This window comes from Sulfitobacter indolifex, assembly GCF_022788655.1.
GTDB classification, from domain to species: domain Bacteria; phylum Pseudomonadota; class Alphaproteobacteria; order Rhodobacterales; family Rhodobacteraceae; genus Sulfitobacter; species Sulfitobacter indolifex.
The window spans coordinates 473,763-489,661 of record NZ_CP084951.1; the positions used below are offsets into that span (position 1 = coordinate 473,763).

Consider the following 15,899-nt stretch of genomic DNA (forward strand, 5'->3'; position numbering starts at 1 on the left):
CCTTCTTGCGCTGGAGGCCTTGAGAAGCGCGCAAAATGAAACGCGAAAGGCAGAGCATGGACAAGAACTTTGGAGTGGTGGCGGTGGCTGCGGTGGTCGCGATTGGCGGATATATGTGGTGGAGTGGCCAAGAGAGCCCTGCGCCCACTGCCAGAGGCGAGGCGATGGTGGCCGTCACCCTACCGGACAGCCTGAGCGAGGAGGCGCAGATCGGCGCGCGCGCATTTGAGGCGAAATGCGCGGCTTGTCATGGGGTCGGCGCTGCCGGGCGCGAAGGGGCGGGGCCCCCGCTCATTCATAAAATCTATGAACCCAGCCACCACGGCGATGGCGCGTTCATGGTCGCGGCAACCAATGGCGTACGCCAGCATCACTGGTCTTTCGGCAGTATGCCCCCAGTCGAGGGGATCACCCCGGCCGAGATCAAATCCATCGTGACCTATGTGCGCGAGGTCCAGCGCGCCAATGGGATTGAGTAGACGTAAACGGCGTCTAAATCGCGTTGTAACAATTCGTTAGGATTTGGAAAAGATCAGGAAAAAGTTGACCTCCACAAATAAGATAACGTCACTTGTGAGATCATAGAATCGCACAAGCGATCGAACCCGCCGGGGAGGGCGGGCATGGGAGGAAGACAATTTGGCTAAGCCGCTGACGCGTGCCGACGGACCACAGTCCGTGCCGGCGCTGTTGCACCGCAACGCAAGTGAATTCGCAAACGCCCCCGCTTACCGGGAGAAGGAATACGGGATCTGGCAAAGCTGGACCTGGTCGCAGACCCGCGACGAGGTTGAAGCGCTGGCGCTCGGTTTCTTGGAGCTGGGGTTGAAAGAGGGCGATTTCGTCGCCGTTATCGGCCGCAACCGGCCCACGCTTTATTGGGCGATGATCGCAGCCGAGATGGCCGGGGCCATTCCAGTGCCGCTTTACCAAGACGCCAATGCCGAAGAGATGGCCTATGTCATGGGTCACTGCGGCGCGCGCTTTGCCGTGGTGGGCGATCAAGAACAGGTCGACAAGATCATCGAAGTGCAGGCGCAGCTGCCCGATTTTGAGCGGATGATCTATCTCGACCCGCGGGGCTTGCGCAAATACGACCACTCCAAGCTCGACCAATACAGTGCCGTGCAGGAAATGGGCCGCGCCAACCGCGAGAAGCATATCGCGGAACTGGAAGCCCGTCAGGCCAAGCTGAACTACGATTCAACTGGCGTGATGCTTTATACCTCGGGCACCACCGGCAAGCCTAAGGGTGTGGTTCTGTCCAACCGCAACGTGATCGAGACGGCGAAATCTTCGTCGGAGTTCGACAACCTGCGTCGCACCGACGAAATTCTCGCCTATCTGCCAATGGCGTGGGTTGGCGATTTCATCTTCTCCGTCGGCCAAGCGCTCTGGACCGGGTTCTGCACCAACTGCCCCGAAAGCGCCGAGACGATGCATGTCGATCTGCGCGAGATCGGGCCGACCTACTACTTCGCTCCGCCGCGTGTGTTCGAGACGCAGCTAACCTCCGTCATGATCCGCATGGAAGACGCGAGCCGCTTTAAGAAATGGCTGTTCGACGTCTTTATGGCCAATGCCCGCAAGGTTGGTCCGGCCATTCTGGACGGCAAGAAGGTCTCGTTCATGGATCGCGCGAAATATGCGCTTGGTGAGCTGATGATCTATGGCCCGCTGAAAAACACGCTGGGGTTCAGCCGCGTGCGGGTGGGTTATACGGCAGGCGAGGCGATCGGGCCGGAGATCTTTGATTTCTACCGCTCGCTCGGCATCAACCTGAAACAACTCTACGGCCAGACCGAGGCCACGGTGTTCATCACTGCCCAGCCCGATGGCGAGGTACGCAGCGACACCGTTGGCGTGACCTGCCCCGGTGTGGAGTTGAAAATCGCGGACAACGGCGAGGTCTTCTACCGCTCGCCCGGCGTTTTTGTGGAATACTACAAGAACCCCGAAAGCACCGCCGACACCAAGGATGCGGACGGCTGGGTCGCCACGGGCGATGCGGGCTTTATCGAAGAAGGTTCGGGACACCTGCGCATCATCGACCGGGCTAAAGACGTGGGCCAGATGGCCGACGGGCGGCTCTTTGCGCCGAAGTATGTAGAGAACAAGCTGAAGTTCTTCCCCAACATTCTTGAGACCGTGGTGTTCGGGAACAAGCGCACCGAATGTACCGCCTTCATCAACATCGACCTCACGGCGGTGGGCAACTGGGCCGAGCGTAACAACATCGGCTATGCCTCTTACCAAGAACTGGCGCGGCATCCGCAGGTGATGGACACGATCCAAAGCCATGTGGAGGATGTGAACCGTTCGGTCGCTGAGGATGAGATGCTGTCTGGCTGTCAGGTGCATCGCTTCGTTGTCCTGCACAAAGAACTCGACGCTGATGATGGTGAATTGACCCGCACCCGCAAAGTGCGCCGCAAGATCATCGAAGAGAAATACGCCGATATCATCGCAGCGCTCTATGACGGCTCCAAACAGGTCAGCACCGAGACGGAAGTGACCTATGAGGACGGCCGCAAAGGCTCGATCAAGGCGACGCTCGAAATTCGCGATGCCGCCGTGCAGCCGACCAGTCACAAGATGGCAGCGGAATGAGCGTGGCACAGGCGAGCGGCGGGCAGCCGGGAACTATGGAAAGGGACAGCGTGAAAGATCAGGCTGACAGCTATGTCACCGACGACGGCCGCACCATCGGCCCCACGGTGATGGAGATGAAAAACATCACCCTGCGTTTCGGCGGTGTGGAAGCGATCAAGGATATCTCTTTTGACATCCGCGAGGGCGAAATCCGCGCGATCATCGGGCCGAACGGGGCGGGCAAGTCCTCAATGCTCAATGTTATCAGTGGCTTCTACGTCCCGCAGGAGGGTGAGGTCTGGTATAAGGGGTCGCGGCGTCCGCCGATGAAGCCGTTTCAGGTGGCGCAGCAGGGCATCGCCCGGACGTTCCAGAACATCGCGCTGTTTGAGGGCATGTCGGTGCTGGATAACGTGATGACGGGCCGTCTGACCCAAATGAAATCTGGTCTGCTGGCGCAGTCCCTGTGGAAGGGTAAGGCCGAGCGCGAAGAGATCGAAAACCGCGAGATCGCTGAGAAGGTCATCGACTTTCTGGAAATTCAGGCGATCCGCAAGACGCCCGTGGCGCGTCTGCCTTACGGTTTGAAGAAACGCGTCGAACTGGCCCGCGCCTTGGCGGCCGAGCCGACGATCCTGCTGCTGGATGAGCCGATGGCCGGTATGAACGTCGAAGAGAAAGAGGACATGTCCCGCTTCATTCTCGACGTGAACGACGAATTCGGCACCACCATCGCGCTGATTGAGCACGACATGGGCGTGGTCATGGACCTCAGCGACCGCGTGGTCGTTATGGATTACGGCCGCAAGATCGGCGACGGCTCGCCCTACGACGTGCGCAACAATCAAGAGGTGATCGACGCGTATCTGGGGGTGGCACATGAGTGATCTTTGCATGGCGACCGCAGGCAGCAACACTGCCGTTCTGACTTTGGGGAGGGCCAATGATGCCTGAGCAACTGGCGTTTACAATCGAGGTCTTCATGAACGGGCTGATGGCCGGGGTGCTCTATGCGCTCGTGGCGCTTGGCTTCGTGCTGATCTACAAGGCTTCGGGCATTTTCAATTATGCTCAAGGGGTTATGGCTCTTTTCGCCGCGCTGACACTGGTCGGGATCATGGACGGGCAAGTGCCCTTTAGCCACCTGATCAACGCGATCCTCGGCACCGAGGTGCACCACTTCGGGTGGCATGTGCCTGCCTTCCTCGCCATCCTGCTGACGATGGTGGTGATGATCGTGCTGGCCTATTGCGTGCAGCGTTTCGTCTTCCGCTACCTTGTGGGGCAAGAGCCGATCATCCTTTTCATGGCGACCATTGGCCTTGCCTATTTCCTCGAAGGCGTGGGCGACCTGATGTGGGGGTCTGAGATCAAGACCCTCGACGTTGGTCTGCCGCAGGGCATCAACGTCTGGATTGATGAGTTCACTTTTGAGGCCACCGGCTACGGCTTCTTTATCGACAACCTTGATATCGTGGCCTCCATCGTCGCGGCGATCCTTGTGATCGGGTTGGTGATGTTCGCGCAATACACCAAACAGGGCCGCGCCATGCGGGCTGTGGCTGATGACCACCAAGCCGCGCTGTCGGTCGGTGTGTCGTTGAACTTCATCTGGATTTTGGTCTGGTCGCTAGCAGGTTTCGTGGCCTTGGTCGCGGGCATCATGTGGGGCGCGAAATCGGGCGTGCAGTTCTCGCTGTCACTGATTGCTTTGAAGGCGCTGCCAGTGCTGATGTTGGGTGGCTTCACCTCGATCCCCGGTGCCATCGTCGGCGGGCTGATCATCGGTGTGGGCGAAAAACTGTTCGAATTCCTGATCGGTGCCCCCTTCCTTGGCGGCGCGACCGAGAACTGGTTCGCCTATATGTTGGCGCTCGTCTTCCTCGTCTTCCGCCCGCAGGGCCTGTTTGGGGAGAAGATCATTGAGCGGGTTTGATACAGGCTACCCGGAAACTGTCCGGGGGACAGTTTCGCCTGTTCAAAGGGCGGAGCCCCGGATTGATACAGGCATGATGCGCCACTGTGCATCCAACGACACAATGATCGCAGAAGGGAAATCAGTCTAATGTTCTATCGTGAAGCAGGCGATTTCAGCACGACTTACGCCGAAGACCAACAGACCTTTCCGATCAAGTTCGACCGCTACCGCTACTATGTGGTGCTGTTCGTTGCGATCTTTGTCATTCCCTTTCTGGTCAATGACTACTGGGTAAACTCGCTGTTCCTGCCCTTTTTGATCTATGCCATCGCGGCGATCGGGCTGAACATCCTTGTCGGCTATTGCGGGCAGGTGAGCCTTGGCACCGGGGGCTTCATGGCGGTGGGCGCTTACGCCTCCTACAAGCTGATGACGGCGATGCCAGATGTCAGCATGTTTATCCATATCCTGCTTGCCGGGTTGATCACTGCCGCCGTGGGCGCGTTGTTTGGTCTTCCAAGTCTGCGGATCAAGGGCTTTTACCTTGCCGTGGCGACACTGGCGGCGCAGTTCTTCCTTGTGTGGCTCTTCAACCGGGTGCCGTGGTTCTACAACTACTCTGCTTCTGGCCAGATCAGCGCGCCTGAGCGGGACACCTTTGGCATCCTGATCACCGGCCCCAATACCGAAGCCTGGGCCACCTATATGTTTTGCCTGATTTTCACTGTCTTCTCGGCGCTGGTGGCACGCAACCTGACGCGCGGCTCGGTGGGCCGCAAATGGATGGCGATCCGCGACATGGACATCGCCGCCGAGATCATCGGGGTGAACCCGCTGCGGGCGAAACTGACGGCCTTTGCGGTCAGCTCCTTCTTCATCGGCATCTCGGGCGCGCTGTTCTTCTCAATCTATCTGGGCGCTGTCGAAGTGGGCGAAGCATTTGGCATCCAGAAAAGCTTTTTGGTGCTCTTCATGATCATCATCGGCGGCTTAGGCAGCATCTTTGGCAGCTTTGCGGGGGCCGCGTTCCTTGTGCTGCTGCCGGTGCTTTTGAAGATCGTCGGCGTGGATTGGCTGGGCTGGCCCACCGATATCGTGGCGCATTTACAGCTTGTGATCGTCGGCGGGTTGATCATCATCTTCCTGATCGCAGAACCCCACGGCCTTGCGCAGCTCTGGCGCGTCGCCAAGGAAAAACTGAGATTGTGGCCCTTCCCGCACTAAGCGGGGGCCATAAGAAACGAGGCGGGGGGAGGAAACCCAGCCCGAAGAAACCAAATCGGACAATCCATGGGAGGAAACACCGATGAAATATAAACTGGGAACACTGGCCGTAGCTGGCCTGATGGCCGCAAGCCCCGTGATGGCAGACCTTGTCTTTCCATCGCTGAGCTATCGCACCGGGCCTTATGCCGCGGGCGGCATCCCCTTTGCCGATGGTTACGCCGACTACTTTACGCTGCTGAACGAGCGTGACGGCGGCATCGGTGGCGAAACCATCCGCGTGCCGGAATGCGAAACCGCCTATAACACCGAAAAAGGCGTGGAATGCTACGAATCCACCAAAGGCGAAGGCGCGCTGGTTTATCAGCCGCTCTCCACAGGCATCACCTATCAGCTGATCCCCAAAGTCACCGCCGATGACATCCCGATGCTGACCTCCGGTCTCGGCCGCACCTCGGCCAAGGACGGCAACACTTTCAGCCACGTCTTCAACTTCCCTGCCAACTATTGGGATGGCGCATCGGTTGCTGTGAAGCACATCATGGAGCAGGAAGGCGGCGACCTGAGCGGCAAGAAGATCGCCCTCGTGTACCACAACTCCGCCTATGGCAAGGAGCCGATCCGCACGTTGCAAGAACTGAGCAAGAAGCACGGTTTCGAGCTGAAAGAAGTGCCTGTCGATCACCCCGGTCAGGAGCAAAAATCGCAGTGGCTGCAAATCCGCCGCGACAAGCCTGACTATGTGATCATGTACGGCTGGGGCGTGATGAACCAAGTTGCCGTTCAAGAAGCCGCCAACATCCGCTTCCCGATGGACAAGTTCATCGGCATTTGGTGGTCCGGCTCTGAGAACGACGTTCTCTCGGCAGGTGCTGCAGCAGATGGTTACAAGGCGCTGACCTTCCACAATGTCGGTTCTGACTATCCGCTCTATGACGATCTGAAAAAGCACGTTGTCGACGCGGGCAAAGCTGCCGGTGCAGGCGATCAGGTCGGCACGGTGCTGTATAACCGTGGCGTCTATGCCGCGATGCTGGTGTCCGAAGCCGCGCGTACAGCGCAGGAAATCCACGGTGTGAGCAACATCACCGGTGGCCAAATGCGCGACGGGATGGAGCAGCTGGAGATCACCGAAGAAAAGATGGCGGCCCTCGGTCTGCCGGACTTTGGTCCTGAGTTCTCCGTCTCCTGTGACAACCACGGTGGCGAAGGCTTTGTGGCCGTGACCCAGTGGGACGCGGAAGCCAAGGAATGGAACCTCGTTTCGGACTTTATGCAGTCCGACCAAGACGTGATCCAGCCGCTGATCGACGAAGACAGCAAAGCCTACGCGACTGAAAACGCCATCGAAGGCAACTGCTAAACACGCCTCTCCCGGCCGCCCTTTCACGGGTGGCCGGGAACCTACCGAACCCCAAGAAAGGTCCTTCCCCATGCTGGATGCTGCCAACTCCAATGACGTCGCAGTCGAAAACCTGCTTGAGGTCAACAATATCGAGGTGATCTACAACCACGTCATCCTCGTGCTGAAGGGCGTCAGCCTGAACGTGCCCAAAGGCGGTATCACCGCGCTGCTGGGCGGCAATGGCGCGGGCAAGACGACAACGCTCAAGGCGATCTCTGGCCTGCTGGCCTCTGAGCGTGGTGAGGTCACCAAAGGCTCTATCAAATACCGCGGCGGTGCGATCCAGCATCAGGATCCCGCCGAGACCGTGAAGAAGGGTGTCGTGCAGGTCATGGAAGGCCGCCACTGCTTTGAACACCTCACCATCGAAGAAAACCTGCTGACGGGCGCCTATACCCGGACCGACGGCAACGCCGCGATCCAGCGTGATCTTGAGATGGTCTATGATTATTTCCCCCGCCTGAAAGAGCGTCGCCGTTCGCAGGCTGGCTATACCTCAGGCGGCGAGCAGCAGATGTGCGCCATTGGCCGCGCGCTGATGTCCCGGCCCGAGACGATCCTGCTGGATGAACCGTCGATGGGCCTCGCCCCGCAGTTGGTTGAGCAGATTTTCGAGATCGTGAAATCGGTGAACGAAAAAGAAGGCGTGACCTTCCTGTTGGCCGAGCAGAACACAAACGTGGCGCTGCGGTTTGCGCATTACGGCTACATTCTGGAATCGGGCCGCGTTGTGATGGACGGCCCCGCCAAGGATCTGCGCGAGAACCAAGACGTGAAAGAATTCTACCTCGGCATGTCCGACGAAGGCCGCAAAAGCTTTCGCGACGTGCGCAGCTACCGCCGCCGCAAACGCTGGCTGAGCTAACCGCCAGAGACCGACAGAGACAAAAGATGCGACCTTGAGCCGGGCCTACGCCCTCTCCAGTGATGCCATAGCAGGAAAGTGACAGGGATGCTGACCAAGCCCCATTTCGACGATCTGGAAACCCGCAGCGCCAGTGAGCGTGCCGCCGATCTGGCCAAGGCTCTGCCCGAGCAGATCGCCCGCGCGCAGGCACTTCCGGGCTATGGCGACGCGCTGAAAAGTGTCGACGCGGCAAAGATTACCTCTGCCGAGGCGTTGGCTGACCTCCCGGTGCTGCGCAAATCGGAACTGGGCAAAGCGCAGGCGGGCAACGCGCCCTTTGGCGGCTTCACCACCAAGCCGGTGCATGAGTTTTCCCATGTCTTCCAATCCCCCGGCCCGATCTACGAGCCGTCCAGCAACGCCCCCGACTGGTGGCGCATGGGGCGGTTCCTGCACGCCGCAGGCATCGGCGCGGGCGATATCGTTCACAACTGCTTTGGCTACCATCTGACCCCGGCGGGCATGATCTTTGAATCCGGTGCACGGGCTGTGGGGGCAACCGTGCTGCCTGCCGGTACTGGGCAGACCGAGCTTCAGGTCACCGCCGCACGCGACGTTGGATCAACCGCCTATGCGGGCACGCCGGATTACCTCAAGGTGATCTTGGAAAAGGCCGATGCGATGGGCATTGAGCTACAGATTACCAAGGCCGCCGTCGGTGGTGGCGCGCTCTTCCCCAGCCTGCGCGCCTATTACGAGGAGCGTGGCATCACCTGCCTGCAATCCTATGCCACCGCAGATCTGGGCAACATTGCCTATGAAAGCCCCGCGATGGAGGGGCTGATTGTCGATGAGCAGGTCATCGTCGAGATCGTCACCCCCGGCACCGGCATTCCGGTCGCACCGGGCGAGGTCGGTGAGGTTGTGGTTACGACGCTGAACCCCGATTACCCGCTGATCCGGTTTGCCACCGGCGATCTGAGTGCGGTGCTCGAAGGCGAAAGCCCCTGTGGCCGGACGAATATGCGCATCAAAGGTTGGATGGGCCGCGCCGATCAAACCACCAAGATTAAGGGCATGTTCGTCCGCCCCGAGCAGGTGGCGGCATTGGTTGCCCAGCACGAGGAAATCGAAAAGGCCCGCGTGATCGCCAGCCGCGAAGGCGAGGCCGACGTGATGACTGTGCAAATTGAGACCGCGAATGGGGACGAGGCGCGCTACGCGCAGTCAGTCGCCGATCTGCTCAAGCTCAAGGGTCGCGTCGAACTTGTGGCCCCCGGCAGCTTGCCACGCGACGGTCTGGTGATTGAGGATCAGCGCAGCTACGACTAAAGCGCAGCTACGACTAAGGTGCGGTGTCGCGCCCTCTGGCATTTCCGAGTGAATTAGTCGAAATAGGGGCATGACGTCGAAACCCGCTCCCTCCGCCACACCTCACCTCTCTCGCGCCCGCGACGGGCTGCGCGCCCTTTCTGGTGTCGCGCTGACCATAGCCGCTATCTGTGCGCTGCCGATGATCGCCGTGTTGATAGCGGCGCTCAGCGGTGGGACAGAGACGGTTCAGCATTTGATCGATACCGTTTTGGGCCGCTATACGGTCACGACGCTGTTGCTGGTGTTGTTGGTGTCGGCTGGGACATTCTCTATCGGTGTTGGCGCGGCGTGGTTGGTCACGATGACCCGCTTCCCCGGCGCAAAGGTCTTGGAAATCGCGCTGGTGCTACCCTTGGCCTTTCCCGCCTATGTTCTGGCCTATGCCTATACCCATGTGCTGGACCATCCCGGCGTTGTACAGGCAACGCTGCGCGACGTGACTGGGTGGGGGCCGCGCGACTATTGGTTCCCAGAGATCCGTTCGCTCGGCGGTGCAGCGGCGATGCTGGTTTTGGTGCTTTATCCATACGTCTATCTATTGGCCCGTGCTGCGTTTCTTCAGCAAAGCGGCACAACATTTTTGGCGGCCCGCGCCCTTGGCTCCAGCGCATGGGCCGCGTTCTTCAAGGTCAGCCTGCCGCTGGCCCGCCCCGCTATCGCAGGCGGTGTGCTGCTGGCGGTCATGGAAACCATCGCCGATTTCGGCACAGTAGCCTATTTCGGCGTGCAGACCTTTGCGACGGGCATCTACACCAGTTGGTTTTCGCTCTTTGACCGCGCGGCGGCGGCGCAACTTGCGCTTTGTTTGCTGAGCTTCGCCCTGCTGCTGGCGATGCTAGAGCGTGCGCAGCGCGGAAAGGCAAAGTACCACGATCCGTCCCGGCGCACCCAATCAGCCCCGCCTTCGGAATTGAAGGGCGTGCAGGCGGCGGCTGCGATTGTGCTGTGTGGTGTGCCCGTGCTGTTTGGTGCGGTCTTGCCGGTGGTGATCTTGGTGACCATGGGGATGGAGTCTGAGCAAAACCTGTTCAGCCCGCGCTACTTAGGTTTCATGCGCAATTCGGTGACGCTGGCTGGTGTTGCCGCTGTGCTGACCGTGCTGGCGGCAATCAGCGTGGGGTTCTTTCGGCGGTTGCGGCCTGGGCGGCTTTCCCAAGGTGCAGCCTATGTGGCGCGCTTGGGCTATGCAGTGCCGGGCGGGGTGATTGCGGTGGGGCTTTTGGTCCCCTTCGCGGCCTTTGACAATGCCCTGGATGCGTGGATGCGGGCGACTTTCGATATTTCCACAGGGTTGCTTATCACCGGGTCGATCTGGCTGTTGGTGCTGGCCTATTTGGTGCGCTTCCTCGCCGCGGCGCTTGGCGCCTATGAAGGCGGGCAGGCGATGGTTCATGCCAATATGGATGCCGCCGCGCGGTCGCTTGGGCAGACACCTTTGGGCACACTCCGCCGGGTGCATTTGCCAATTCTTGCGCCCAGTCTGCTGACCGCGCTGCTGATCGTGTTTGTTGACGTGATGAAAGAATTGCCTGCGACGCTGATCATGCGTCCGTTTAACTATGACACGCTGGCAGTGCAGGCGTACCGCTTGGCAAGCGATGAGCGGTTGAACGGGGCGGCGGTGCCAAGCTTGGTGATCGTTGCGATGGGGCTGCTGCCGGTGATCTTGATCTGCCGGCAGGTGGGGCGTCAGCGTTAAAGAACGAGGGCAAGCGCCTGCGGTTTGTTTCCGGGCTAGGGTGGCAGCAGTTATCAAAAAAAGGCGGGCTCGATAGCCCGCCTCTCACAACTGTTCAGAGGGTGATTATTCCCAGCCAACCGTGTCAAAGATCTTCTGCGCGGTGCCGATATTTTCGGCCACGTCGGACAAGTTCACGTCGTCGGCTTTGAACTCACCCAACTGCTTCACGCTATCGGCCAGCTCAACACCTTCCACGGTCGGGAATTCATCGTTGCCCGCCGAGAAGTAGACCTGCGCCTGATCAGAGGCGAGGTACTCTAGGAAAGCGACAGCGTTTTCACGGTTCGGCGCGTTCTTGGCCACACCGCCACCCGAAAGGTTCATATGCGCGCCGTTGCCTTCTTGGTCCGGCCAGACCAGGCCGATCTTGTCGATGTCGGCGCTCACACCATCCACATCAGTGCGGATCGCGCGGGCGAAGTAGTAGCTGTTGGATACGGCGATGTCGCACTCGCCCGAGACGATGCCACGCAGCTGGTCGGTGTCGCCGCCCTGCGGTGCGCGCGCCATGTTGTCGACCACACCCTGCGCCCATTCGGTTGCAGCTTCTTCGCCTTCGTGGGTCACGATGGCAGCCAGCAGAGTCTGGTTGTAGGTGTTGGTCGAGGACCGGATGCAGACCTGACCTTTGTAGGCTGGATCGGCGAGGTCTTTGTAAGTCGCGGGTGGATTGTCGAGCGCTTCTTTGTTGTAGAAAATGATCCGCGCGCGCTGCGACAGGCCGAACCACTGGTTGTCGTCGTCTTGCAGATTGCTGGGGATACGCTCTTCAAGCGTGTCGCTCTCAACCGCTTGTAGCAGGCCCATGTCCTTGGCGCGTTTCAGGCGGCTGGTGTCGACGGTGAGCAGCACGTCGGCGGGGGAGTTGGCACCCTCGGCTTCCATACGGGCCAGCAATTCGTCGGCCTTGCCTTCGATGCGGTTGATGGTGATGCCGGTCGCTTCGGTAAAGTCGGAGTAGAGGCGCTCATCGGTGTCATAGTGACGGGCGGAGTAGAGATTCAACTCGCTATCGGCCAACGCAGGGAGGGCCAGCGACATCAGCGCGGCGGCGGCAGTCGATGTTTTGCAGAAGGTCATATCAGGGTCCTGTTTCATTTGGGATAACTTGACTGAAAGAGTAAGAAACAGATTTTGGAGGCTCCTGCAACCAATTCTGAGCAATTTTGTCGGAAAACCGCCGGCCTGTTCTGGCCGACGGTTGCATGGTCAGCTTTCGCTGCCGATCTTGTCTTGAGTCTTAGTATCGAAATCACTGGCGTCGTGGCGCTCATGCAATTGCATCGACAGGTCATCGCCAAAAGCGCGGTTGACCATACGGCCACGGGTCACAGCAGGGCGGGCATCAATCGCCTCGGCCCAACGCATCACGTTTTTGTAGGAGGTCACGTCAAGGAACTCCGCCGCGGAATAGAGCCGCCCGAGGACCAGCTGGCCGTACCAGCTCCAGATCGCCATATCGGCGATGGAGTATTCGTCGGCGAAATAGTCATGCTCGGCCAGATGCTTGTCCATCACGTCAAGCTGGCGCTTGGTTTCCATGGTGAAACGGTTGATCGGGTATTCAAATTTCTCGGGCGCGTAGGCGTAGAAGTGCCCGAAGCCGCCGCCGAGGTAGGGCGCGCTGCCCATCTGCCAGAACAGCCAAGACATCGCTTCGGTGCGACGGGCGGGGTCTTTGGGCAGGAAGGCACCAAATTTCTCGGCGAGATAAAGCAGGATCGAACCCGATTCGAAAACGCGCTGCGGGGTATCGCCGGAGCGGTCCATCAGCGCAGGGATTTTGGAGTTGGGGTTCACCTCGACAAAGCCCGAGCCGAACTGATCGCCTTCGGAGATATCGACCAGCCATGCATCATATTCCGCGCCCTTGTGACCGGCAGCGAGAAGTTCCTCAAACATCACCGTGACCTTCACCCCATTGGGTGTCGCCAATGAATAAAGCTGGAAAGGATGCTCGCCGACGGGCAACTCCTTGTCATGGGTCGCCCCGGCGATGGGCCGGTTAATGCTGGCGAATTTGCCGCCGCTTTCTGCGTCCCATTCCCAAACCTTGGGTGGGGTATATTCGGAGGTGTCCGACATGCTGGTATTCCTTGTTATTCGGGTCTGTTTTCTAGGTGGGGCTTTGCGCTGTTCTTGCAAGCGCTGTGCCGCAACGAAAAAAGGCCGCCCCAAGAAGGAACGGCCTTTAAAATCGAATTGCTGCAAGTCTCAGCCCTGACGGGCTTTGAACCGGCGCTGCGTTTTGTTGATAACGTAAACGCGGCCTTTGCGACGCACAACACGGCAATCGCGATGCCGATTCTTGAGCGAGCGGAGCGAATTGCGAACCTTCATAGGTGGTCTCCTCATGTCGTGGCGCGGGCCAGCGCCTGGGTTGCGGGCAACCCGCCAAGGCGGGTCGATGAATAAATGGTGGGCGATACTGGGATCGAACCAGTGACCCCTTCGATGTCAACGAAGTGCTCTACCGCTGAGCTAATCACCCACTTAACGACGTTTCAAAACCGGCCCCAAACAAAAATGGGGCGGGAAATTTCGCGCCGTTTGGGTGCTATAAAAGGAGTCGGCAGGAGGATCAAGGGCTTTTGACGCGGAATAAACACGCTATGTTCGACTTAGAGGGATTTATTATGCCGATGACCGCTTACGAAGTACTGCATCCTGACCGCAACCTGTCTTGCGTGGTCTTTGCGTCGCCCCATTCGGGACGCGATTATGCGGGATCCTTCTTGCGGCGGTCGGTTTTGGACGAACATGCGATCCGCTCCTCTGAGGATGCGTTCGTCGACCGTTTATTCGATTGTGCGCCGCGCTTTGGCGCGTCTTTCATCAAAGCGGGGGCGCCGCGCGCCTATATTGACCTTAACCGCGCGCCGGAAGAATTGGACCCCTCGGTGATCGAAGGGGTGTCACGGCAGGGACACAACCCGCGCGTGGCGTCTGGGCTGGGTGTGATTCCCCGCGTGGTGGCGAATGGTCGGGCGATTTATCGCGGAAAACTCAGCCAAGAAGAGGCACAGCTGCGAATCGACAGCTACTGGCGACCCTATCATGCCAAGTTGCAGGAATTGCTGACACGGGCGCATCGTCGCCACGGGCAGGCGGTGCTGGTTGATTGCCACTCCATGCCGCATGAAGCGATGGACGGCGTGGCGCGTAGCGGAATGCGGCGGCCTGATGTTGTGCTTGGCGACCGTTTTGGCGCGGCGGCTGGCGGCGAGGTGGTCGACCGGATCGAAGCGGCCTTTGTCGATGCCGGTTTCGTCGTGACGCGCAACTCGCCCTTTGCCGGAGCCTATATTACCCAAGCCTATGGCCGCCCCTCACGCGGGCAACATGCAGTGCAGGTCGAGATCGACCGGGCGCTTTACATGAACGAGCGTTTGATTCGGCCCAATGGTGCATTTGAGGCGGTGCAGGCAGCCTTGCAGCGCGTGGTGGCCGAGGTGGCGCAGATCGGTCAGGAGCGACTACCGCTCGCAGCGGAATAAAGTCACCGCAAGGCGCGGCCTTTCAGGATCGCCTTTTCTCCGAAACGGCTGCGGATGCTATCGGCGGCGCGTTCAGCTTTGCTGCGCTGTACAGCACCAGGATCAAGCAGGTCACCGGCCATATCCGCGCCGTCTGCACCCGAAAGGTCCGACAATCCCACGCCGATGAGCCGGTAGGAGCTTTTGTGGTCGACCTGATCGAACAATGCGCGGGCAGTGCGGTAGATCCGGTCGGCCAGTTGCGTCGGATCGTGCAACGACAGGCGGCGCGACAGCAAAGAGTGATCGGCGCGTTTGAGTTTTAGCGTCACCACCCGGCCCGCCATGTCCTTGGCCTTGGCGCGGTCCGCGACCTTTTCCGCCAAGCGCCAGATGTGCCCGTCGAGAATCTCATGGTTGCCCGTATCGTCAGAGAATGTTGTTTCATTGCTGATCGACTTCACCGGGCGGTGCCGCGACACGCGGCGTTTGTCTTGGCCGCGCGCCAGATGCCAAAGCCGGTCCCCCATACTGCCAAAGCGGGCGATGAGGTCGGTCTGCTCCCACCGCAGCAGATCGGAAAAGCTACGGATGCCCGCCTTTTCCAGCGAGGTCTGCGTGGCGGCCCCAACGCCCCAGATCATTCCGACCGGTTTGTCGCGCAGAAAATCAGCGGTTTCGCCCGCGCCGATCACCGAAAACCCATGCGGCTTGTCGAGGTCTGATGCGACCTTGGCCAAAAACTTGTTATGGCTCAGCCCGATAGAGCCGGTTAGCCCCAGCTCAAGCTTCATCCGCCGCACTAGGCGGGCCAACATGACCGCGGGGGGCTGGCCGTGTAGCCGCGCGGTCCCGGTCATGTCGAGGAAGGCCTCGTCGAGCGAGAGGGGCTCAATCGCCGGGGTCATCTCTTCCATCATCGCGCGGATCGCGCGGGAGGCTTCGACGTAGGCCTCCATCCGCGGTTTGATGATCACCGCTTCGGGGCAGAGTTTGAGTGCCTGAAACATCGGCATGGCCGAACGCACGCCCCGGATGCGCGCCACATAGCAGGCCGTCGAGACAACGCCGCGCCGCCCCCCGCCGATGATGACGGGTTTGCCTGCAAGCTCGGGATTGTCGCGTTTCTCAACCGAAGCATAGAAGGCGTCGCAGTCCATATGCGCGATGGACAGATCGAAAAGCTCGGGGTGGGACAGCACACGGGGGCTGCCGCAACGCGGACAGCGTCGCGCCGGGGCGATTTCGTTCAAACAGTCGCGACAGAGGGTAGCCATGGATACACCGAGAGGGCAGGGTTCGGGCGACGACTCTAACCAGAT

General features: G+C 59.8%; 14 protein-coding genes and 1 tRNA gene. 10 read left to right on the forward strand and 5 right to left on the reverse strand.

The window, feature by feature from the left end; genetic code table 11:
• Positions 1-35 precede the first annotated feature (35 nt).
• From DSM14862_RS02290 to DSM14862_RS02330, 9 genes are all read left to right on the forward strand, one after another.
• Complete coding sequence (locus tag DSM14862_RS02290) at positions 36-479, forward strand: c-type cytochrome (RefSeq protein ID WP_407705338.1); 444 nt, start codon at positions 36-38, stop codon at positions 477-479.
• A 160-nt stretch (positions 480-639) separates the two neighbouring features.
• Entirely contained in the window at positions 640-2,610 is a 1,971-nt protein-coding gene (locus tag DSM14862_RS02295; protein WP_050770338.1) for an AMP-binding protein, read from the forward strand.
• Between the two features lie 50 nt (positions 2,611-2,660).
• Complete coding sequence (locus DSM14862_RS02300) at positions 2,661-3,479, forward strand: ABC transporter ATP-binding protein (protein ID WP_040700833.1); 819 nt, start codon at positions 2,661-2,663, stop codon at positions 3,477-3,479.
• 59 nt (positions 3,480-3,538) lie between these two features.
• The gene (locus DSM14862_RS02305) at positions 3,539-4,528 is read left to right on the forward strand and encodes a branched-chain amino acid ABC transporter permease (protein ID WP_040700835.1); all 990 of its coding nucleotides are present in this window, start codon (positions 3,539-3,541) and stop codon (positions 4,526-4,528) included.
• 129 nt (positions 4,529-4,657) lie between these two features.
• Positions 4,658-5,734, forward strand: a complete 1,077-nt coding sequence (locus DSM14862_RS02310; protein WP_007118797.1) for a branched-chain amino acid ABC transporter permease — start codon at positions 4,658-4,660, stop codon at positions 5,732-5,734.
• An 82-nt stretch (positions 5,735-5,816) separates the two neighbouring features.
• Positions 5,817-7,097, forward strand: coding sequence for an ABC transporter substrate-binding protein (locus tag DSM14862_RS02315; protein WP_007118798.1), 1,281 nt, complete (start codon positions 5,817-5,819; stop codon positions 7,095-7,097).
• 70 nt (positions 7,098-7,167) lie between these two features.
• Positions 7,168-8,004 carry an ABC transporter ATP-binding protein gene (locus tag DSM14862_RS02320; protein ID WP_007118799.1) on the forward strand — a complete coding sequence of 279 codons (837 nt, stop codon included), beginning with the start codon at positions 7,168-7,170 and terminating at the stop codon, positions 8,002-8,004.
• An 87-nt stretch (positions 8,005-8,091) separates the two neighbouring features.
• Complete coding sequence (locus tag DSM14862_RS02325; RefSeq protein WP_007118800.1) at positions 8,092-9,318, forward strand: phenylacetate--CoA ligase family protein; 1,227 nt, start codon at positions 8,092-8,094, stop codon at positions 9,316-9,318.
• A 70-nt stretch (positions 9,319-9,388) separates the two neighbouring features.
• Positions 9,389-11,059, forward strand: a complete 1,671-nt coding sequence (locus DSM14862_RS02330) for an ABC transporter permease (RefSeq protein ID WP_007118801.1) — start codon at positions 9,389-9,391, stop codon at positions 11,057-11,059.
• Positions 11,060-11,164: 105 nt separating this feature from the next.
• Here the strand turns inward: DSM14862_RS02330 and DSM14862_RS02335 are convergent, their stop codons facing one another.
• From DSM14862_RS02335 to DSM14862_RS02350, 4 genes are all read right to left on the reverse strand, one after another.
• On the reverse strand, positions 11,165-12,181 hold the full coding sequence (locus tag DSM14862_RS02335; RefSeq protein ID WP_007118802.1) for a Fe(3+) ABC transporter substrate-binding protein: 1,017 nt from the start codon (positions 12,179-12,181) through the stop codon (positions 11,165-11,167).
• Between the two features lie 129 nt (positions 12,182-12,310).
• The gene (yghU, locus tag DSM14862_RS02340) at positions 12,311-13,186 is read right to left on the reverse strand and encodes a glutathione-dependent disulfide-bond oxidoreductase (protein WP_007118803.1); all 876 of its coding nucleotides are present in this window, start codon (positions 13,184-13,186) and stop codon (positions 12,311-12,313) included.
• A 129-nt stretch (positions 13,187-13,315) separates the two neighbouring features.
• Positions 13,316-13,441 (reverse strand): type B 50S ribosomal protein L36, encoded by a 126-nt coding sequence (ykgO, locus tag DSM14862_RS02345; protein ID WP_005850168.1) that lies wholly within the window; start codon positions 13,439-13,441, stop codon positions 13,316-13,318.
• A gap of 76 nt (positions 13,442-13,517) precedes the next feature.
• Positions 13,518-13,592, reverse strand: a tRNA-Val gene (locus DSM14862_RS02350).
• 145 nt (positions 13,593-13,737) lie between these two features.
• Here DSM14862_RS02350 and DSM14862_RS02355 point away from each other — a divergent pair.
• Positions 13,738-14,598 carry an N-formylglutamate amidohydrolase gene (locus DSM14862_RS02355; RefSeq protein ID WP_040700476.1) on the forward strand — a complete coding sequence of 287 codons (861 nt, stop codon included), beginning with the start codon at positions 13,738-13,740 and terminating at the stop codon, positions 14,596-14,598.
• 2 nt (positions 14,599-14,600) lie between these two features.
• On the opposite strand, the gene DSM14862_RS02360 is transcribed toward DSM14862_RS02355, so the two are convergent.
• Positions 14,601-15,854: a DNA polymerase IV gene (locus DSM14862_RS02360; protein WP_040700478.1), complete on the reverse strand. Its 1,254-nt coding sequence runs from the start codon at positions 15,852-15,854 to the stop codon at positions 14,601-14,603.
• Between the last annotated feature and the right edge of the window lie 45 nt (positions 15,855-15,899).

What these genes read in the sequence shown, in the direction of transcription:
- DSM14862_RS02305 (WP_040700835.1), top strand. Translation starts at nt 3,539, where the DNA reads ATGCCTGAGCAACTGGCGTTTACAATCGAGGTCTTCATGAACGGGCTG.
- DSM14862_RS02320 (WP_007118799.1), top strand. Translation starts at nt 7,168, where the DNA reads ATGCTGGATGCTGCCAACTCCAATGACGTCGCAGTCGAAAACCTGCTT.
- DSM14862_RS02330 (WP_007118801.1), top strand. Translation starts at nt 9,389, where the DNA reads ATGACGTCGAAACCCGCTCCCTCCGCCACACCTCACCTCTCTCGCGCC.
- DSM14862_RS02335 (WP_007118802.1), bottom strand. Translation starts at nt 12,181, where the DNA reads ATGACCTTCTGCAAAACATCGACTGCCGCCGCCGCGCTGATGTCGCTG.
- ykgO (WP_005850168.1), bottom strand. Translation starts at nt 13,441, where the DNA reads ATGAAGGTTCGCAATTCGCTCCGCTCGCTCAAGAATCGGCATCGCGAT.
- DSM14862_RS02355 (WP_040700476.1), top strand. Translation starts at nt 13,738, where the DNA reads ATGCCGATGACCGCTTACGAAGTACTGCATCCTGACCGCAACCTGTCT.
- DSM14862_RS02360 (WP_040700478.1), bottom strand. Translation starts at nt 15,854, where the DNA reads ATGGCTACCCTCTGTCGCGACTGTTTGAACGAAATCGCCCCGGCGCGA.
- DSM14862_RS02310 (WP_007118797.1), top strand. Translation starts at nt 4,658, where the DNA reads ATGTTCTATCGTGAAGCAGGCGATTTCAGCACGACTTACGCCGAAGAC.
- DSM14862_RS02325 (WP_007118800.1), top strand. Translation starts at nt 8,092, where the DNA reads ATGCTGACCAAGCCCCATTTCGACGATCTGGAAACCCGCAGCGCCAGT.
- yghU (WP_007118803.1), bottom strand. Translation starts at nt 13,186, where the DNA reads ATGTCGGACACCTCCGAATATACCCCACCCAAGGTTTGGGAATGGGAC.
- DSM14862_RS02315 (WP_007118798.1), top strand. Translation starts at nt 5,817, where the DNA reads ATGAAATATAAACTGGGAACACTGGCCGTAGCTGGCCTGATGGCCGCA.
- DSM14862_RS02290 (WP_407705338.1), top strand. Translation starts at nt 36, where the DNA reads ATGAAACGCGAAAGGCAGAGCATGGACAAGAACTTTGGAGTGGTGGCG.